The sequence below is a fragment of the Serratia sp. CY84636 genome (genome assembly GCF_052166245.1).
GTDB lineage: Bacteria > Pseudomonadota > Gammaproteobacteria > Enterobacterales > Enterobacteriaceae > Serratia > Serratia nevei.
The window spans coordinates 1,883,678-1,903,092 of record NZ_JBJNOX010000002.1 but is presented as its reverse complement, the minus strand read 5'-3'; the positions used below and the strand labels follow the sequence as shown (position 1 = coordinate 1,903,092).

Here is a 19,415-nt window from a genome sequence, read left to right as displayed (position 1 = left end):
ATATGTTTATCCAGGAAACGCTTAAGTTTGTGGTGGATATATTAAAGGTGCCTTCGGTACTGGTCGGGCTTATTGCGCTGATCGGTTTGCTGGCGCAAAAGAAATCGTTTTCCGACGTGGTAAAAGGCACGGTAAAAACCATTCTCGGCTTTATCGTTTTGGGCGGCGGCGCCACGGTATTGGTCGGATCGCTCAATCCGCTGGGCGGCATGTTCGAACACGCGTTCAATATTCAGGGCATCATTCCGAATAACGAAGCCATTGTCTCCATCGCGCTGGAGAAATACGGCGCCTCCACCGCGCTGATCATGGCGTTCGGCATGGTGGCGAATATCGTGGTGGCGCGCTTCACCCGGCTGAAATACATCTTCCTGACCGGCCACCACACCTTCTACATGGCCTGCATGATCGGCATCATCCTGACGGTGGCGGGCTTCGAGGGCGTGCAGCTGGTGTTTACCGGCGCGCTGACCCTGGGGCTGGTGATGGCGTTCTTCCCGGCGATCGCCCAGCGCTATATGCGCCGCATCACCGGCAATGACGATATCGCCTTCGGCCACTTCGGCACCCTGGGCTACGTGCTGTCCGGCTGGATCGGCTCGAAGGTGGGTAAAAACTCGCGCTCGACCGAGGAGATGAACCTGCCGAAAAACCTCAGCTTCCTGCGCGACAGCTCCATTTCGATCTCGATGACCATGATCGTCATCTACCTGATCCTGGCGATCTGCGCCGGGCGGGCCTATGTTGAAAGCGAGCTCAGCGGCGGCCAGAACTACCTGGTGTATTCGATCATTCAGGCCATCACCTTCGCCGCCGGGGTGTTCATCATCCTGCAGGGCGTGCGTTTGATTCTGGCGGAAATCGTGCCGGCGTTCACCGGCTTCTCGGAAAAGCTGGTGCCGAATGCGCGGCCGGCGCTGGATTGCCCGGTGGTCTATTCCTATGCCCCCAACGCGGTGCTGATCGGCTTCCTGTTCAGCTTCCTTGGCGGATTGGCCGGGCTGTTCCTGCTGGGGCAGCTGAAGATGGTATTGATCCTGCCCGGCGTGGTGCCGCACTTCTTCACTGGCGCTACCGCCGGGGTGTTCGGCAACGCCACCGGCGGGCGGCGTGGCGCGATGCTGGGCGCCTTCGCCAACGGGCTGCTGATCACCTTCCTGCCGGTATTGCTGCTGCCGGTGCTGGGGGCGCTGGGCTTTGCCAACACCACCTTCTCCGACGCCGACTTCGGCGCGATCGGCATCCTGCTGGGCAATATGGCGCGCTTTATGTCGAAGGAGATGATCATGCTGGCGATCGTCGCCGTGTTCGCGCTGCTGGTGGCGCATAACTTCCTGGGAAAACGCAAAGGCGCGCCGGCCGCTGACCGCGTCGAGAAATAACGAGGGCAGACTGATGAACTACACAACGAGCGAAACGGAAATTGGAGAGCTGTATACCCTGGCGCGGGCGATCCGCCTGGAAACGCTGAAAGCGCTGACCGGGCTGGGCTTCGGCCACTACGGCGGCTGTATGTCGGTGGTGGAGACGCTGGCGGTGTTGTACGGCAGCGTGATGCGCATCGATCCGGCGGATCCGGACTGGCCGGAGCGCGATGACTTCGTGCTGTCGAAAGGGCACGCCGGCCCGGCGCTTTACAGCACGCTGGCGATCAAGGGCTACTTCCCGCTGGCGGAGCTGAAGACCCTCAACCAGAACGGCACGCGTCTGCCGAGCCACCCGGACCGGCTGCGCACGCGCGGCGTGGACGCCACCACCGGCTCGCTGGGGCAGGGCGTGTCGATCGCCGCCGGCATGGCGTTGTCCCATCGGCTGGCGGGGCGCCGCAATCGGGTGTTCAGCATCCTCGGTGACGGGGAACTGAACGAAGGGCAGTGCTGGGAGGCGTTCCAGTTTATCGCCCACCACAATCTGAACAACCTGACGCTGTTCATCGATTACAACAAGCAACAGCTGGACGGCGCGCTGGACGAGGTGATCCAACCGTTCGATCTGGCCGCCAAGTTCCGCGCCTTCGGCTTTGAGGTGCAGACCATCAAGGGCGATGACATCGCGGCGCTGCTGGCGGCGGTGGCGCCGGCGCGCGGCGGCGAACAGCGGCCGCTGGCGATCGTGCTCGACAGCATCAAAGGGCAGGGCGTGGCCTATCTGGAAAACCTGTCGAACTCTCACCACCTGCGCCTGACGCCGGACGTGCAGCAGGAAATCGAAAAAGCCATCGCCGAACTGGAGGCCGCCCATGTTTAACGTAGTGACGCAGTTGGAAAACGACGCCGTCGAAATGCGCAAAGTCTACGCCGGCGCGGTGCGTCGGCAGATTGAGGCGGGCGCGCCGATCATCGCGCTGGAGGCGGATCTGATGAGCTCGATGGCGATGGATGGCGTGCACAAGGATCACCCGCAGCACGTGATCAACTGCGGCATCATGGAGGCCAACGTGATCGGCGTCGCCGCCGGGCTGTCGCTCACCGGCCGGGTGCCGTTCGTGCATACCTTTACCGCCTTCGCCAGCCGCCGCTGTTTCGATCAGCTGTTCATGTCGCTGGATTATCAGCGCAACAACGTCAAGGTAATCGCCTCCGACGCCGGGGTGAGCGCCTGCCACAACGGCGGCACCCACATGTCGTTCGAGGATATGGGCATCGTGCGCGGGCTGGCGCATTCGGTGGTGCTGGAGGTGACCGACGCCACCATGTTCGCCGATATTCTGCGCCAGCTGATGGATCTGCGCGGCTTCTACTGGGTGCGCACCATTCGCAAGCAGGCGACGCGCATCTACCAGGAGGGCTCGTGCTTTACCATCGGCAAGGGCAACCTGCTGCGCGACGGCGACGACATTACGCTGATTGCCAATGGCATCATGGTGGCGGAGGCGCTGAAGGCGGCTCAGATGCTGGCGCAGCAGGGCGTCAGCGCGGCGGTGATCGATATGTTCACCCTCAAGCCTATCGACCGTGAACTGATCAAAACCTATGCGGCCAAAACCGGGCGCATCGTCACCTGTGAAAACCACAGCATTCATAACGGGCTGGGATCGGCGGTGGCGGAGGTGCTGGCGGAAGAGTGCCCGACGCCGATGCGGCGCGTGGGGGTGAAGGAGCGTTACGGCCAGGTGGGCACCCAGGCGTTTTTACAGCAGGAGTACGGCCTGACCGCCGAGCATATTCTGGAGGCCGCCGGGCAGCTGTTGTAAAGCAGAATAGGAATTACCTGCATTCTCTTCGGTAATCGAATCGGTTATTACCCGCGAGGTGTTCTGCCCTGAGACGTTGATCAACATGTTACCCATTGCAAAGTCCCCTAGGGGACTTTTTCTTTTTTTATTGATAATAACTGGCCAATGTAGGAATAAAACATGATAATTGAAAAATAGATCAATAAATACAATTAGTTATATTTATTTCGTGAATGATATGTATCACACTCTCTTATTCATACATGGAGTGAATAAGGGAGTGTGCAATTTTTCCATTAACCCTATGATTGAATGACATCCAACTCTCAAGGAGGAGATTATGGCCGTAGTTCCATTACTGCCGCCAGGCGGTTTTACTGTTCTTGCCAGAAACTTGCGCGAGGCGCGCAGGCAGGGGCAACCGCGTAACATGGCGTTGCCTGGTACTTACTATTGGTTCTACCATCAGGTAAAAAATCGGGGCCCTTGGGATTACAAACAGCAAAATCGCGCATTGGCTAACTTTGGTAATTTCAATTATGGTGCAACCGGTACCGCGGCTGGAATTCCCGCAGATATTTTGTTGATGGGCGCTGGATTTGCTCAGTCACGGGCAGGAACATCGCGGTCAGAATGGAGTCATTGGTATCAACGTCCGCCGTATGGTGATGACCCTCAGGATCAATATTGGATCAAACAAGGAATTGATTATGCAACTCGGCATGGTTACTAAATGGGCTCATCGGCTATTGACGACGGTTTTGTTGGTTATTGTCGTTGGCTTTGCGGGGTATTGGTATGCCACCCGCGATACTTATGACGATAAGCTCTACAGCAAAAAGCAGTTGACCGACGAGATTTGGCTCTATGTCACCGAGTACCAGAATGCGGGGGCCACTGACACGGATGTGTATCGTTACTATTTGAACAGAAGCCTGGATGGGGACCCTATCAACGTGCTGAGTCAAAGCGCGCCAATTTTGACGGCGGATCGGGCTGATGCAACTATCCTTGGTGAGGGTAACCGCATCACCATCAATTTTTCCGGGAAGGTGTATTCCTTTACGAATTCGGCATTTTTCTATGCCACGAACAGCCAAACACCCATCATGCCTACCATTGATTTTTCTGCAAGGGGTGTCAGTGCCTGGCGATGATGATGGGCGCAGCTGATTTGGCGGGTATTGTCTAAAACAGCATAATCACAAGAATATCAGGCATAAAAAAGCCAGTCAGGTAATCCTGACTGGCTTTTTTTAACGGTTTATTACGCCTTGGCGGCTGCGTCAGCCTGGGAAGACTGGATCGCCGTCAGCGCGACGGTGTAGACGATATCGTCAACCAGTGCGCCGCGCGACAGGTCGTTCACCGGCTTGCGCATGCCTTGCAGCATCGGCCCGATGGAAACCAGGTCAGCGGAACGCTGTACCGCTTTGTAGGTGGTGTTGCCGGTGTTCAGATCCGGGAAGATGAACACGGTCGCCTGGCCGGCTACCGGTGAGTTCGGCGCCTTGGACTTGGCAACGTCGGCCATGATGGCGGCGTCGTACTGCAGCGGGCCGTCGATGATCAGGTCCGGGCGTTTTTCCTGCGCCAGACGGGTCGCTTCGCGCACTTTCTCGACGTCGCTGCCCGCACCGGAGTTGCCGGTGGAGTAGGAGATCATCGCTACGCGAGGCTCGATGCCGAAGGCCGCGGCGGAATCCGCAGACTGGATGGCGATCTCAGACAGCTGCTCGGCGGTCGGATCCGGGTTGATCGCGCAGTCGCCGTAGACCAGTACCTGGTCAGGCAGCAGCATGAAGAACACGGAGGACACCAGCGAGCTGCCCGGCGCGGTTTTGATCAGCTGCAACGGCGGACGGATGGTGTTGGCGGTGGTGTGAACCGCGCCGGAGACCAGACCGTCGACTTCGCCTTGTTCCAGCATCAGGGTGCCGAGCACCACGTTGTCTTCCAGCTGCTCGCGCGCGACCACTTCGGTCATGCCTTTGCTCTTGCGCAGCTCAACCAGACGCGGCACGTAGTTTTCACGTACGGCGACCGGATCGACGATTTCGATGCCTTTGCCCAGCTCAACGCCTTGCGCTGCCGCGACGCGCTGGATCTCGTCCGGGTTGCCGAGCAACACGCATTCCGCGATGCCGCGTTCGGCGCAGATGGCTGCCGCTTTCACGGTGCGCGGCTCGTCGCCTTCCGGCAGCACGATGCGTTTGCCGGCTTTACGCGCCAGCTCGGTCAGCTCGTAACGGAACGCCGGTGGAGACAGACGGCGTGAACGTTCGGAGGTGGCGGTCAGCGAGTCGATCCACTCGGTGTTGATGTGGCTGGCCACGTAGTTCTGCACTTTCTCGATGCGCTGGTGGTCGTCCGCCGGCACTTCGAGGTTGAAGCTCTGCAGGCTCAGCGAGGTCTGCCAGGTGTTGGTGTCGACCATGAACACCGGCAGGCCGGTCTGGAAGGCGCGTTCGCACAGCTTCTTGATCGGCTCGTCGATGGCGTAGCCGCCGGTCAGCAGGATGGCGCCGATTTCCACGCCGTTCATCGCCGCCAGGCAGGCGGAGACCAGCACGTCAGGACGGTCTGCGGAGGTCACCAGCAGAGAGCCCGGGCGGAAGTGTTCCAGCATGTGCGGGATGCTGCGCGCACAGAAGGTCACGGACTTCACGCGGCGAGTCATGATGTCGCCTTCGTTAACCACGCGGGCCTTCAGGTGGCGAGCCATGTCGATGGCGCGGGTGGCGATCAGATCGAAGCTCCACGGCACGCAGCCCAGAACCGGCAGCGGGCTGTTGGCGAACAGCTGCGCAGGATCGACGTGGGCGATGCTGGCTTTGGTGGAGTCGTCGAAGATTTCGGATAGGTCAGGACGGGTGCGGCCCTGATCGTCGACCGGTGCGTTCAGCTTGTTGATGATTACGCCGGTGATGTTTTTGTTCTTGCTGCCGCCGAAGCTGGTGCGCGCCAGTTCGATGCGCTCTTTCAGCTGCGCCGGGGAGTCGTTGCCCAGCGCCAGCACGAAGACGATCTCGGCGTTCAGGGTTTTGGCGATCTCGTAGTTCAGCGCGTTGGCGAACTGATGCTTGCGGGTCGGCACCAGGCCTTCGATCAGCACCACTTCCGCGTCTTTGGTGTTCTCGTGGTAGCGCGCCACGATCTCTTCCATCAGCACGTCTTGCTGGTTGGAGCTCAGCAGGCCCTCAACGTAGTCCATGCGCAGCGGTTCGGCCGCCGTAATGGTGGAGTTGCTGCTGCGGATGATGGTGGTGGTCTGGTCGAGCGCGTTGTCGCCGGTGCGCGGTTGAGCGATAGGCTTGAACACGCTCAGACGAACGCCTTTTTGCTCCATGGAGCGGATGACACCCAGGCTGACGCTGGTCAGGCCGACGCTGGTGCCGGTGGGGATCAACATAATAGTACGTGACACAGAATAGTCCTCTTCACGATTAACATGAGGCTAAAACAACACCGTCAGCCTGGGCTGACGGTGTTTTGAGAGCATTACGCGGTCAGGCGGGATGCGTCCTGCGCGATGACCAACTCTTCGTTGGTCGGGATCACCAGCGCCAGGCGGCTGCCGTCTTTGGTGATGGCGCCGGATTTGCCGAAGCGAGCGGCCATGTTGCGGTCGTGGTCGATTTCGAAGCCCAGCAGGCCCAGTTTGTTCAGGGTCAGCTCACGCACCATGCCGGCGTTCTCGCCGATGCCGCCGGTGAAGATCACCGCGTCCAGACGGCCTTCCATCAGGGCGCTGTATGCGCCGATGTATTTGGCCAGACGGTGGCAGAACACGTCCATGGCGCGTTTGGCGTCGGCTTTGCTGTCGTAGTTGTCTTCAACGTAACGGCAGTCGCTGGTGACTTCGGTCAGGCCCAGCAGGCCGGATTCTTTGGTCAGCATCTTGTTGATCTGGTCAACGCTCATGCCCAGAGAATCGTGCAGGTGGAAGATGATAGCCGGATCGATGTCACCGCTGCGGGTGCCCATCACCAGGCCTTCCAGCGGGGTCAGACCCATGGAGGTGTCAACGCACTGGCCGTTGCGCACTGCGGTAACGGAACCGCCGTTGCCCAGGTGGCAAGTGATCACGTTCACTTCTTCTACCGGCTTGTTCAGCATCTTCGCGGCTTCCTGAGTCACGTAGAAGTGGCTGGTGCCGTGTGCGCCGTAGCGGCGAACGCCGTGGTCGCGGTACAGGCTGTACGGCAGGGCGTACAGGTAAGATTCTTCCGGCATGGTCTGGTGGAACGCGGTGTCGAACACGGCAACGTTCTTGTCGGCCAGGTTAGGGAAGGATTTCAGCGCTTCCGCGATGCCGATCAGGTGAGCCGGGTTGTGCAGTGGTGCAAACGGCACGGAATCTTTGATACCCTGCAGAACTTCGTCGTTGATCACGGCGGAAGCGGTAAACTTCTCGCCGCCGTGCACGATGCGGTGGCCGATAGCGGTCAGCTGCGCAGAAAGCTCTGGTTTTTGTGCCAGAATAGTATTAACAATGAAGTTCAGCGCTTCGCTGTGTGCAGCGCCGGCCCCCAGGGCAGCTTCGTGTTTGGCGCCGTCCATTTTCCACTTGATGCGAGCTTCAGGCAGGTGGAAACACTCGGCCAAACCGGAGAGGAATTCGTCGCCGTTAACGGCATCGATGATGGCGAATTTCAGAGAAGAACTGCCGCAGTTAAGAACCAGTACTAGCTTACTCGACATGGAAGTACCTACTTAAATAGTCGTGTTGTTAAAAGAAAATCGAAAACACGTGGTGAATTAATCGTCAATCAGACAACAAGCGTAGCGCATAGTGCCGATGACATTTATGATTAACATCATGTGAAGTGCACAAATCACAGGATGATGGAAAAACCGATGATTTCTCTGCGGTTTAAATAATCTTGATTTTTATAGGGCTAAAAGTTGACAAAATTTGCGTCATCTTCTACCGGCCACAAGGCCGGCTTAGGATACCGATAGCCCGGTGCAAACACAAAATAAATTTAAAGCTTCAAATTTTTTAGTATGGTCTCTGGCAGCACGCTTTTAGTTTCTTTACGTGACGTTGAGGTACGCAATGACGAGCAAACCGTCCGGTTCCGTAAGCTGGTTTCAGGTCTTCCAGCGCGGGCAGCATTATATGAAAACCTGGCCGTCGGACAAACGTCTGGCACCGGTCTTTCCGGAGAACCGCGTTGCGCGTGCCACCCGTTTCGCTATCCGTTTCATGCCGCCGTTGGCGATTTTCACGCTGACCTGGCAGATCGCGCTTGGCGGTCAGCTCGGCCCGGCGATCGCCACCGCGCTGTTCGCCTGCAGCCTGCCGATGCAGGGACTGTGGTGGCTGGGGCGCCGTTCGGTCACGCCGCTGCCGCCGACGCTGCTGCAATGGTTCCATGAGGTGCGCAACAAGCTGACGGAAGCCGGGCAGGCGGTCGCGCCGCTCGAAGGCACGCCGACCTATCAGACGTTGGCCGATCTGCTCAAACGTGCTTTTAAGCAGCTGGACAAAACCTTCCTCGACGATCTGTAACTGAGAAAAGGCCGCGTTGATGCGGCCTTTTTCGTCTAAGCGTCAATAACCCCGGTTTAAATCAAAGAACGGTCGAGTTGTGATTTCCTGCGTTCTTGCGCTGTGCGATGCTCCCGCCATCACACAGAAATGAGGAAATCCTGATGGAAATGACCAACGCCCAGCGGCTGATCCTGTCGAACCAGTACAAGATGATGACCCTGCTCGACCCGGACAACGGCGACCGTTATCGCCGGTTGCAAACCATCGTCGAACGCGGCTTCGGGTTGCAAATGCGCGAACTGGATCGCGACTTCGGCGAACTGAGCGAAGAGGTGTGCCGCACCATCATCAACGTGATGGAGATGCACCATGCGCTGCAGGTTTCCTGGGGCAACCTGAAAGAGAAGCAGGATCTGGACGAGCGCCGCCTGGCGTTTCTCGGCTTCGACGCCGCCACCGAAGCGCGCTACCTGAGCTACGTGCGTTTCCTGGTCAGCACCGAGGGGCGTTATACTCACTTCGATTCCGGCAGCCACGGTTTCAACGCCCAGACCAAAATGTGGGAAAAATACCAGCGTATGCTGGCGATCTGGCTGGCCTGTCCGCGCCAGTATCACCTGAGCGCCGTTGAGATAGCGCAAATCATCAATGCTTGATTAAGAAGAGGTTTTCTGTGGAGTGTAAGGGTTTTCTGTTCGATCTTGATGGCACCCTGGTGGATTCATTGCCGGCGGTAGAGCGCGCCTGGACGCACTGGGCCGAGCGCCGCGGTGTCAACCCGCAAGCGGTGCTGGATTTCATTCACGGTAAACAGGCCATTACTTCTCTGCGCCACTTTATGCCGGGCGAAAGCGAAGCGGAAATTCAGCGCGAGTTCGAGTTGCTGGAGCAGGCCGAAGCGCAGGATACCGACGGCGTTCGCGCGCTGCCGGGCGCGATTGCGCTGCTGGAGCGCCTGAACGCGCTCGGTATCCCTTGGGCGATCGTCACCTCCGGTTCGGTGCCGGTGGCCGGCGCTCGCCGCCAGGCCGGCGGTTTGCCGCAGCCGGAGGTGTTCATCACCGCCGAGCAGGTTAAACACGGTAAGCCACAGCCCGACGCCTATCTGCTGGGCGCCGAGCGCCTGGGGCTTGCGCCGCACGAGTGCGTGGTGGTTGAAGACGCGCCGGCCGGCATTCTCTCCGGCCTGGCGGCGGGCTGCCAGGTGATTGCGGTCAACGCGCCGGCGGATGCGCCGAAGCTGGAGCAGGTCGACCTGCGGCTGGATTCGCTGGCGCAGATCGCCGTCGATAAAACGGCGCAGGGCGCGATCGTTCGCCGGCTGGCCTGAGCGGCATTATCTTCACCCTAATTGATTAGACCCCGCTTCGGCGGGGTTTTTTTATGCTATTTTTTAGACCCTTGGACATTTGCCGGATGAGGCCGTTTTGAACAGCGAATTACTGTGGGTGCTGAGTTTACTGCTGATTGCCATCGTGCTGTTTACCACCAACAAGCTGCGCATGGACGTGGTGGCCCTGTTGGTGATCATCGCCTTCGTGCTGAGCGGCACGCTCAGCCTGCAGGAGGCGACGGTCGGTTTCAGCGATCCCAACGTGATTTTGATCGCGGCGCTGTTCGTGATCGGCGAAGGGCTGGTGCGCACCGGCGTGGCCTATCAGGTGGGGGACTGGCTGGTGAAAGTGGCCGGCAGCAGCGAAACCAAAATGTTGATGCTGCTGATGGTGACGGTCGCCGGGCTGGGGGCGTTCATGAGCTCGACCGGCGTGGTGGCGATCTTTATCCCGGTGGTGCTCAGCGTGACGGCCAGAATGAAGATCGCGCCGGGGCGGCTGATGATGCCGCTCAGTTTCGCCGGGCTTATCAGCGGCATGATGACGCTGGTGGCCACGCCGCCCAACATGGTGGTCAACAGCGAGCTGGTGCGAGAAGGCATCCATGGTTTCGGTTTCTTCAGCGTGACGCCCATTGGCCTGGTGGTGCTGGCGCTGGGCGTCGGTTACATGCTGATCGCCCGGCGTTGGCTGGGCTGCGGTGAAACGGGCAAAGCCGGCGATGACTGGCAGCGCCGTACCTTCCGCGATTTGATCCGCGACTACAAGCTGACCGGTCGCGCGCGGCGGCTGGCTGTCCGCAGCGCTTCGCCGCTGATCGGGCGTTCGCTGGATGAACTGCACCTGCGTGCGCGTTATGGCGCCAACGTGGTGGGTATCGAGCGCTGGAAACGCTTCCGGCGGGTGATGGTCAGCGCCTCTGGCAGCACCGAGCTGCGCGAGGGCGACGTTCTTTTGATCGACATGTCGGACAGCCAGGTCGATCTGCGCGAATTCTGCGGCGAGCAGCGGCTGGAGCCGATGGTGCTGCGCGGCGATTACTTCTCTGAACAGTCGCGCAACGTCGGCATGGCGGAAGTGTCGCTGATCCCGGACTCGGCGCTGCTGGGCAAAAGCCTGCGCGAAGCGGCGTTCCGCAGCCGCTACGATCTCAACGTGGTGGGCATCCGCCGCCACGGCGAGACGCTGGGCGGCAAGCTGGTGGACGAGCCGCTGGAGCTGGGCGACATTTTGCTGGTGATCGGTGACTGGAAGGCGATCCGTCAGCTGCAGGCCAAAACCCACGACTTTATCGTGCTCAACCTGCCGGCCGAGGTGGACGAAGTGGCGCCGGCGATCACGCAGGCGCCGCACGCGCTGTTTTGCCTGGCGTTGATGGTGGCAATGATGTTGACCGACGAAATCCCCAATCCGATCGCGGCGCTGATCGCTTGCCTGCTGATGGGTAAGTTCCGCTGTATCGATATGGAAAGCGCCTATAAATCGATCCATTGGCCGAGCATTATTTTGATCGTCGGGATGATGCCGTTTGCGCAGGCGCTGCAAAAGACCGGCGGGGTGGATCTGATCGTCAGCGGGCTGATGGACGTCGCCGGCGGCGCGGGGCCGCGCGTGATGCTGCTGTGCCTGTTCGTCTTGTGTGCCACCATCGGCCTGTTTATTTCCAACACCGCGACGGCGGTGCTGATGGCGCCGATCGCCATCGCCGCCGCGCGCGAAATGGGCGTCTCGCCATACCCATTTGCGATGATTATCGCCATCGCCGCGTCCGCCGCCTTTATGACGCCGGTCTCTTCACCGGTCAACACGTTGGTGCTGGGGCCGGGCAATTACAAGTTCGGCGATTTCGTGCGTCTCGGCGTGCCGTTCACTCTGCTGGTGATGGCGGTCAGCGTGATTGTGGTGCCGTGGCTCTACGGCTTTTAACGGCGCAGCGAGGCTGCGCCGGCGGGGTTACAGCGAACTGTCGAGGCTGATTTCGTCCAATGACAGGCTGAAGCTGGGAATGAACACGTCCATGAAGTAGTCCATTTCCGGGCTGCGGCGCTGTTCCAGGGTTTTATCCAGCCGCGCCTTGGCCAGGGTGAATTCGTTGTTGCCGGCAGAGAGTTCCTCCAGGCATTTCAGGTAGGCGCACAGCGCGTCTGCCTGCTTCACTACCTGCTTTTCATCTTCGCTGTAGTAGTGCTCATCGAGAATGGTGCGGAAATCGTTGCGCAGCTCCGCGGGGATCATGTCCAGCAGCTTTTGCTGGGCGATCTTTTCGATCTTCTTGTATTCATGGGCGATCTGCGGATTGTAGTACTTGATCGGCGTCGGCATGTCGCCGGTGATCACTTCGCTGGCGTCGTGGTACATCGCCAGCAGCGCAACGCGGTCGGCGTTGAGGTTGCCGTTGAATTTGCGGTTCTTGATCACCGCCAACGCGTGGGCGACAAAGGCCACCTGCAGACTGTGTTCGGAGACGTTCTCGGTACGCACGTTGCGCATCAGCGGCCAGCGGTTGATCAGTTTCAGGCGGGACAGATGGGCGAAGAAATGGCTCTGGCTCATGGTGCTCTCTTTAACGGCAAGTGAGGGCCCCATTGTGAAGCAGTGACGGCGAATTTTGCAACCGGGCAATGAGAGAAGGGCGCAGCAAGGCGCTGCGCCCCAGGCGATTACTGGTGGTAACCTTCCAGGAAGCGGCCCAGCTTGCCGACCGCCATTTCCAGTTCATCTACGCGCGGCAGGGTGACGATACGCACGTGATCCGGGTAAGGCCAGTTGAACGCGGTGCCCTGCACCAGCAGCACTTTTTCCTGCAGCAGCAGGTCAAGCACCAGCTTCTGGTCGTCGTGGATGTTGAAGCGCTTGGCGTCGATGCGCGGGAACATATACAGCGCGCCCTGTGGCTTCACGCAAGAGACGCCCGGGATGTCGTTGAGCAGTTCCCAGGTGCGATTGCGTTGTTCGTACAGGCGGCCGCCAGGCTGAATGAATTCGCTGATGCTCTGATAACCGCCCAGCGCGGTTTGAATGGCGTGTTGCATCGGCACGTTGGCGCACAGGCGCATCGAAGCCAGCATCTCCAGCCCTTCGATATAGCCTTTGGCGTGTTTCTTCGGCCCGTTCAGCACCATCCAGCCCTGGCGGAAGCCCGCCACGCGGTAGGTTTTCGACAGGCCGTTGAAGGTCACGGTCAGCAGATCCGGCGCCAGCGCGGCGATCGAATGGTGCTCGGCTTCGTCATACAGGATCTTGTCGTAGATCTCGTCGGCGAAGATGATCAGGTTGTGTTGACGGGCGATCTCGACGATCTGTTCCAGCAGCGCTTTGCTGTAAACCGCGCCGGTCGGGTTGTTCGGGTTGATGATCACGATGCCGCGGGTGCGCGGGGTGATCTTGCTGATGATGTCGTCCAGATCCGGGAACCAGCCGGCCTGCTCATCGCACAGGTAGTGCACGGCCTTACCGCCGGACAGCGATACCGCGGCGGTCCACAGCGGGTAGTCCGGCGCCGGCACCAGCATTTCGTCGCCGCTGTTGAGCAGCGCCTGCATGGATTGGACGATCAGCTCCGAGACGCCGTTGCCAATGTAGATATCCTCAACGGTCACGTCACGCATGTTGCGCGCCTGGTAGTGCTGCATGATCGCTTTACGCGCCGAGAAGAGGCCTTTGGAATCGGAGTAGCCTTGCGCCGTGGGCAGATTGCGGATCACGTCGACCAGGATTTCGTCCGGGGCGTCGAAACCGAACGGGGCAGGGTTGCCGATGTTCAGTTTCAGGACTTTATTGCCTTCTTCTTCAAGACGTTTAGCTTCTTTAAGCACCGGGCCGCGAATGTCATAGCAGACGTTGTCCAGTTTGCTGGATTTCTCAATGGGGGACATAAAAAGTTGAGCCTTTTGCTGGGATAGGGGCGCTCCTACCGTGGGACGCCGCAACCCGCCCAATGTACTCCTGGCGTAGTTGCTTTTGAAGGGTTTTGCACGCCTTTGGTGCAAATGCATGTCGTAACGGGGGATTTTAGTTATGATAAGCAAAGGTAAAGTTATTTTGTGGTTCATAATTTCATGAACTATAATTTTACTAGGGTTTTGTTCTGTAAAATCCCGCCTCGATAAACGCGACGTGCCGGCGATCGTGGCCGGCAGCAGTGAACTGATAAGCCGAAAGGGAGAATAGGCTTCAATAAACTGTAAAGGAACGATAATACCGGAGTTGTCTGATAGCGGGGTGTCAGTTAGCGCACCACACTAAGAAAAATGACATATTTACATTAGCTTTACTTTATATTTTACCTTAAGCATTGTTTATGTGGTTATAGGATTATTATTTAAAGCAAAAATCTTACTGATTGAATTTATTAAATTCATTGAGTGGTAACACGAAGTCGGTAGCGTTAATTATTTATCTTTTTTGCTCTGTAATGCAGTCTGAACGCCGGTTGATAAGGGTTCTCAGTAGCACGAATGGAGTGGAAATTAGGCAGTATGAATGAGTAAAATCTCAGGTTCGGTGGGGGTTTTCCCTTTTCACCGGTATTCAGTCCCCCGCGTTCTATAAGCACCATCGATAGATCGCATTTTAAAAAGCGATAGAGGTAACGAATCATAAGTAATTTTTTTGCCCTCCACTTATGAGTGGGGTACTGTCATAACAGGCTCCGTCCTTTTCAACGGCGTCTGAGAAACACACCAGGGTAGTAGTTCGTAAATTAGAATTTAAAAAAGTGAAGAATACACTATGACAACTGCAAATCGTCCGATACTTAATCTCGACCTCGATCTGCTAAGAACCTTTGTTGCGGTTGCTGATTTGAATACCTTTGCGGCGGCGGCGGTTGCCGTATGCCGTACTCAATCAGCCGTCAGTCAACAAATGCAGCGATTAGAGCAACTGGTCGGCAAAGAACTGTTTGCCCGCCATGGGCGTAACAAACTCCTGACTGAGCATGGTATTCAGCTTCTCGGTTATGCCAGGAAGATCCTGCGCTTTAACGACGAAGCCTGTACCTCGCTGATGTACAACAATATTAAAGGTGTTCTGACCATCGGCGCTTCCGACGACACCGCCGATACCATTCTGCCTTTCCTGTTGAACCGCGTGACCGCCATCTATCCGAAGCTGGCCATTGACGTGCGCGTAAAGCGCAGCACGACGATGGTCGATCTGCTGGAAGAGGGCGAGATCGATCTGGCGGTGACCACGGCCGATCCGGCCGGACATCCGCATATCGTGCTGCGCACATCGCCGACGCTGTGGTACTGCGCCGCCGATTACCACTATCAGGCGGGCGAACCGATCCCGTTGGTGGTGATGGATGAGCCAAGCCCGTTCCGCGCGCTGGCGATCAAGCAGCTGGACGAAGCCGGTATCCCTTGGCGCATCGCCTATGTCGCTTCCACGCTGTCCGCAGTGCGGGCGGCCTGTAAGGCCGGCCTGGGCGTGACCGCGCGGCCGATCGAGATGATGAGCCCCGATCTGCGGGTGCTGGGGGCGGTGGAAGGTTTGCCGCCGCTGCCGGATACCCAGTATGCGCTGTGCAAAAACGCGCAGTGCAGCAATGAGCTGGCGATGGCCATCTTCAGCGCAATGCAGGGCGGCAATGACGGTTATGGCTTCAACGGCGCGGAAGCCGGTCTCCAGGGCGATCAGGATGACGCCAGCCTGGTGGACGAAGAAGAATAACGCCGCGGCGTTAGATCTGATGAAAACCTCTGCTTCGGCGGAGGTTTTTTTTGCCCTTTTTTTGGCGATTTTTACTGTTATAGGGATTTAATGACGATTTTGTTATGAGTTGGCTGTTTTATTAACTTTTAAGCGTTACTGAAAAGAGAGTTTGGCCGGGTTTAAGACGCTGAGTTTGTTTTTTGAGCAATAAGATTGAATGGGTTAAAGGCATGGTAATAGCAGGGTTATTTTGTTAGCTTATAGCGGCCGTTTTTGCGGCTTAATTTGAGGAAAATTGTTAAAGGGCCACACTTTTTTTGAGGATTTATGCTGAAAACGTGTCCTGGATCAAAAAAATACCCCTAGGTAGTGAGTGGAAGAACAGGGAATTCCTGAGACAATGGTATAGTAAAACTGAAATGTGCACGTTGGTTTATATCTATCTGTTTCTACACAAAAATTAACTGACACGATTTAGCCAGCCCCTGGCGCATCAAATGTTAATCAAATGATACGTATGTAAACTAGTGTGTAGATACTTTTGTCAAAGTTGACAAAAGGTTATAGAAAGGAGTAAAAAGCCCACAGAAAAACGCTGCCTAACTCGCTGTAAAAGCAGTTTGTTTGTGTGGTTATTTATCCTTCCCTTAAATCGATGTGGCGCACTAACTGCCGGTGACAAGAGCAGCGCGATCGACGCCACTTTTGATGAGTAAGCATAGAGTATGTCAACAACCACTGAAGTTATCGCTCATCACTGGGCGCTCGCCGTATTTCTCGTCGTGGCTATCGGGCTTTGCGGCTTAATGCTGCTGGGTGCGTTCTTCTTGGGCGGGAGAGCCCGGGCGCGCGCCAAACACACCCCGTTTGAATCAGGCATCGACTCGGTCGGTACGGCGCGCATGCGCTTGTCCGCCAAGTTCTACCTGGTGGCCATGTTCTTCGTTATTTTCGACGTTGAAGCCTTATACCTGTATGCCTGGTCGGTCTCGGTTCGCGAGAGCGGTTGGGTAGGCTTTATCGAAGCCGCCATTTTCATTTTGGTGCTATTGGCCGGTCTGGTTTATCTGGTGCGCATCGGCGCGTTGGATTGGACTCCGGCGCGTTCCCAACGCCGCAGCAAACCGAGCACGATCACTAACACCAACAGTCATCCGCAGTAACAGCGAGGCATTAAGATGGACTATACGCTCACCCGCATAGACCCGAACGGTGAGAACGACCGTTATCCCCTGCAAAAACAGGAGATCGTCGCCGATCCCCTGGAACAACAGGTCCACCGCACGGTTTACATGGGTAAACTCGAACATGCGCTGCATGACATGGTGAACTGGGGGCGTAAAAACTCTATTTGGCCGTATAACTTCGGCCTTTCGTGCTGTTACGTGGAGATGGTGACGTCGTTTACCGCCGTTCACGACGTGGCGCGTTTCGGTGCGGAAGTACTGCGCGCCTCCCCGCGTCAGGCTGACCTGATGGTGGTGGCCGGTACCTGTTTCACCAAGATGGCCCCGGTCATCCAACGCCTGTACGAGCAGATGCTGGAGCCTAAGTGGGTGATCTCGATGGGCGCCTGCGCCAACTCCGGCGGCATGTACGACATCTATTCCGTGGTGCAGGGCGTGGACAAGTTCCTGCCGGTCGACGTGTACATTCCCGGCTGCCCGCCGCGTCCGGAAGCCTACATGCAAGCGCTGATGCTGCTGCAGGAATCCATCGGCAAAGAACGTCGCCCGCTGTCGTGGGTTGTCGGCGATCAGGGCGTTTACCGCGCCAATATGCAGTCTGAAAGAGAGCGTAAACACGGCGAACGCATCGCGGTGACCAACCTCCGGACGCCTGACGAGATTTAAGACGTTCATTTAACGTCCATCTTAGTGCGCTATTGGTTAACACAGCGAAAAGTGAAACTTGCGGCGAATAACCCTTTAGTGTGGTGAAAAAAAATTATGACAGATTTGACGACGCACGACGCCTTGCCTGCCTGGCAGACCCGAGATCACCTTGACGACCCGGTGATCGGCGAACTGCGCAACCGTTTTGGGCCGGAAGCCTTTACTGTTCAGGCCACCCGTACCGGCATGCCCGTGGTATGGGTTAAACCTGACCAGTTGCTGGAAGTAATGACGTTCCTGAGAAAACAGCCGAAGCCGTATGTCATGCTGTTCGATCTGCATGGCGTGGACGAACGTCTTCGCACCCACCGCGACGGCCTGCCCGCTGCGGATTTCTCCGTTTTCTACCATCTGATTTCCATCGAACGCAACCGCGACATCATGCTGAAGGTGGCGCTGTCTGAAAAAGACCTGCACGTGCCGACGGCGACCAAGGTGTTCCCGAACGCCAACTGGTACGAGCGCGAAACCTGGGAAATGTTCGGCATCACCTTCGACGGCCACCCGCACCTGTCGCGCATCATGATGCCGCAGACCTGGGAAGGGCACCCGCTGCGCAAGGACTACCCGGCGCGCGCCACCGAATTCGATCCTTTCGTGCTGACCAAGCAGAAAGAAGATCTGGAGATGGAAGCGCTGACCTTCAAGCCGGAAGACTGGGGCATGAAGCGCGGTACCGAGAACGAAGACTTCATGTTCCTCAACCTCGGCCCGAACCACCCGTCCGCGCACGGTGCGTTCCGCATCATTCTGCAGCTGGACGGCGAAGAGATCGTCGACTGCGTACCGGATATCGGCTATCACCACCGCGGCGCCGAGAAGATGGGCGAGCGTCAATCCTGGCACAGCTACATTCCGTACACCGACCGTATCGAGTACCTCGGCGGCTGCGTGAACGAAATGCCTTATGTGCTGGCGGTCGAGAAGCTGGCCGGCATCAAGGTGCCTGAGCGCGTCGACACCATCCGCGTGATGCTGTCCGAGCTGTTCCGCATCAACAGCCACCTGCTGTACATCTCCACCTTCATTCAGGACGTCGGCGCGATGACCCCGGTGTTCTTCGCCTTTACCGACCGTCAGAAAATCTACGATCTGGTGGAAGCGATCACCGGTTTCCGTATGCACCCGGCCTGGTTCCGCATCGGCGGCGTCGCGCACGATCTGCCGCGCGGCTGGGATCGCCTGCTGCGTGAATTCCTCGACTGGATGCCGAAGCGTCTGGACTCCTACGTGAAAGCGGCGCTGAAGAACAGCATCCTGAAAGGCCGTTCCATCGGCGTAGCCTCTTACAACGCCAAAGAAGCGCTGGAGTGGGGCGTGACCGGCGCCGGCCTGCGTGCCACCGGCGTCGAGTTCGACGTGCGTAAATGGCGTCCGTACTCCGGCTACGAGAACTTCGACTTCGAAGTGCCGGTCGGCGACGGCACCAGCGACTGCTACACCCGCGTGATGCTGAAGGTGGAAGAGCTGCGCCAGAGCCTGCGCATTCTCGAACAGTGCCTGAACAACATGCCGGAAGGCCCGTTCAAGGCCGATCACCCGCTGACCACGCCGCCGCCGAAAGAGCGCACGCTGCAGCATATTGAAACGCTGATCACCCACTTCCTGCAGGTTTCCTGGGGTCCGGTGATGCCAGCCAACGAATCATTCCAGATGATTGAAGCCACCAAAGGGATCAATAGCTACTACCTGACCAGCGACGGCAGCACCATGAGCTACCGCACCCGGGTACGTACGCCGAGCTTTGCGCACCTGCAGCAGATCCCATCGGTCATCCGTGGCAGCCTGGTTTCCGACCTGATCGTCTATCTGGGTAGTATCGATTTTGTAATGTCAGATGTGGACCGCTAACT

17 protein-coding genes are annotated in these 19,415 nt (G+C 57.8%); 13 read left to right on the top strand and 4 right to left on the bottom strand.

Annotated features, from left to right (window positions below):
- Positions 1 to 2: 2 nt before the first annotated feature.
- The 5 genes from ACJ8QI_RS13415 (at position 3) to ACJ8QI_RS13395 (ending at position 4,332) form a co-directional block, all read left to right on the top strand.
- On the top strand, positions 3 to 1,382 hold the full coding sequence (locus ACJ8QI_RS13415; protein ID WP_442532702.1) for a PTS ascorbate transporter subunit IIC: 1,380 nt from the start codon (positions 3 to 5) through the stop codon (positions 1,380 to 1,382).
- A 13-nt stretch (positions 1,383 to 1,395) separates the two neighbouring features.
- A complete protein-coding gene (locus ACJ8QI_RS13410) occupies positions 1,396 to 2,247 on the top strand; it encodes a transketolase (RefSeq protein ID WP_442532638.1) in 852 nt (283 codons plus the stop codon).
- On the top strand, positions 2,240 to 3,193 hold the full coding sequence (locus ACJ8QI_RS13405) for a transketolase family protein (RefSeq protein WP_442532637.1): 954 nt from the start codon (positions 2,240 to 2,242) through the stop codon (positions 3,191 to 3,193). The genes ACJ8QI_RS13410 and ACJ8QI_RS13405 overlap by 8 nt, the downstream gene beginning before the upstream one ends.
- Before the next feature lie 322 nt (positions 3,194 to 3,515).
- Positions 3,516 to 3,908: a polymorphic toxin type 44 domain-containing protein gene (locus tag ACJ8QI_RS13400; RefSeq protein ID WP_141967581.1), complete on the top strand. Its 393-nt coding sequence runs from the start codon at positions 3,516 to 3,518 to the stop codon at positions 3,906 to 3,908.
- Positions 3,886 to 4,332 carry a hypothetical protein gene (locus ACJ8QI_RS13395; RefSeq protein ID WP_185742273.1) on the top strand — a complete coding sequence of 149 codons (447 nt, stop codon included), beginning with the start codon at positions 3,886 to 3,888 and terminating at the stop codon, positions 4,330 to 4,332. Before ACJ8QI_RS13400 ends, ACJ8QI_RS13395 begins: the two co-directional genes overlap by 23 nt.
- 110 nt (positions 4,333 to 4,442) lie before the next feature.
- On the opposite strand, the gene pta is transcribed toward ACJ8QI_RS13395, so the two are convergent.
- Both pta and ackA read right to left on the bottom strand, forming a co-directional pair.
- A complete protein-coding gene (gene pta / locus ACJ8QI_RS13390) occupies positions 4,443 to 6,602 on the bottom strand; it encodes a phosphate acetyltransferase (RefSeq protein WP_049203683.1) in 2,160 nt (719 codons plus the stop codon).
- A 74-nt stretch (positions 6,603 to 6,676) separates the two neighbouring features.
- Positions 6,677 to 7,879 carry an acetate kinase gene (ackA, locus tag ACJ8QI_RS13385; protein ID WP_055312511.1) on the bottom strand — a complete coding sequence of 401 codons (1,203 nt, stop codon included), beginning with the start codon at positions 7,877 to 7,879 and terminating at the stop codon, positions 6,677 to 6,679.
- A gap of 358 nt (positions 7,880 to 8,237) precedes the next feature.
- On the opposite strand from ackA, the gene yfbV reads away from it, so the two are divergent.
- The 4 genes from yfbV to ACJ8QI_RS13365 all read left to right on the top strand — a co-directional run bounded on the left by yfbV (position 8,238) and on the right by ACJ8QI_RS13365 (position 11,935).
- The gene (yfbV, locus tag ACJ8QI_RS13380; protein ID WP_004936061.1) at positions 8,238 to 8,693 is read left to right on the top strand and encodes a terminus macrodomain insulation protein YfbV; all 456 of its coding nucleotides are present in this window, start codon (positions 8,238 to 8,240) and stop codon (positions 8,691 to 8,693) included.
- Positions 8,694 to 8,836: 143 nt separating this feature from the next.
- Positions 8,837 to 9,331, top strand: coding sequence for a YfbU family protein (locus tag ACJ8QI_RS13375; protein WP_016926898.1), 495 nt, complete (start codon positions 8,837 to 8,839; stop codon positions 9,329 to 9,331).
- A 17-nt stretch (positions 9,332 to 9,348) separates the two neighbouring features.
- Positions 9,349 to 10,005: a sugar phosphatase gene (locus ACJ8QI_RS13370; RefSeq protein ID WP_060420045.1), complete on the top strand. Its 657-nt coding sequence runs from the start codon at positions 9,349 to 9,351 to the stop codon at positions 10,003 to 10,005.
- 79 nt (positions 10,006 to 10,084) lie between these two features.
- Complete coding sequence (locus tag ACJ8QI_RS13365) at positions 10,085 to 11,935, top strand: SLC13 family permease (protein WP_442532636.1); 1,851 nt, start codon at positions 10,085 to 10,087, stop codon at positions 11,933 to 11,935.
- Positions 11,936 to 11,962: 27 nt separating this feature from the next.
- On the opposite strand, the gene yfbR is transcribed toward ACJ8QI_RS13365, so the two are convergent.
- A complete protein-coding gene (yfbR, locus tag ACJ8QI_RS13360; protein WP_025303666.1) occupies positions 11,963 to 12,562 on the bottom strand; it encodes a 5'-deoxynucleotidase in 600 nt (199 codons plus the stop codon).
- Positions 12,563 to 12,669: 107 nt separating this feature from the next.
- On the bottom strand, positions 12,670 to 13,884 hold the full coding sequence (locus ACJ8QI_RS13355) for a pyridoxal phosphate-dependent aminotransferase (protein WP_004936047.1): 1,215 nt from the start codon (positions 13,882 to 13,884) through the stop codon (positions 12,670 to 12,672).
- An 856-nt stretch (positions 13,885 to 14,740) separates the two neighbouring features.
- Here ACJ8QI_RS13355 and lrhA point away from each other — a divergent pair.
- The 4 genes from lrhA to nuoC all read left to right on the top strand — a co-directional run bounded on the left by lrhA (position 14,741) and on the right by nuoC (position 19,413).
- A complete protein-coding gene (gene lrhA, locus ACJ8QI_RS13350) occupies positions 14,741 to 15,685 on the top strand; it encodes a transcriptional regulator LrhA (RefSeq protein WP_004936045.1) in 945 nt (314 codons plus the stop codon).
- A 707-nt stretch (positions 15,686 to 16,392) separates the two neighbouring features.
- Positions 16,393 to 16,830, top strand: a complete 438-nt coding sequence (nuoA, locus tag ACJ8QI_RS13345) for an NADH-quinone oxidoreductase subunit NuoA (protein ID WP_025303663.1) — start codon at positions 16,393 to 16,395, stop codon at positions 16,828 to 16,830.
- A gap of 15 nt (positions 16,831 to 16,845) precedes the next feature.
- Positions 16,846 to 17,520 carry a NuoB/complex I 20 kDa subunit family protein gene (locus ACJ8QI_RS13340; RefSeq protein ID WP_004936039.1) on the top strand — a complete coding sequence of 225 codons (675 nt, stop codon included), beginning with the start codon at positions 16,846 to 16,848 and terminating at the stop codon, positions 17,518 to 17,520.
- Between the two features lie 96 nt (positions 17,521 to 17,616).
- Positions 17,617 to 19,413 (top strand): NADH-quinone oxidoreductase subunit C/D, encoded by a 1,797-nt coding sequence (nuoC, locus tag ACJ8QI_RS13335; protein WP_004936036.1) that lies wholly within the window; start codon positions 17,617 to 17,619, stop codon positions 19,411 to 19,413.
- Positions 19,414 to 19,415: the final 2 nt, after the last annotated feature.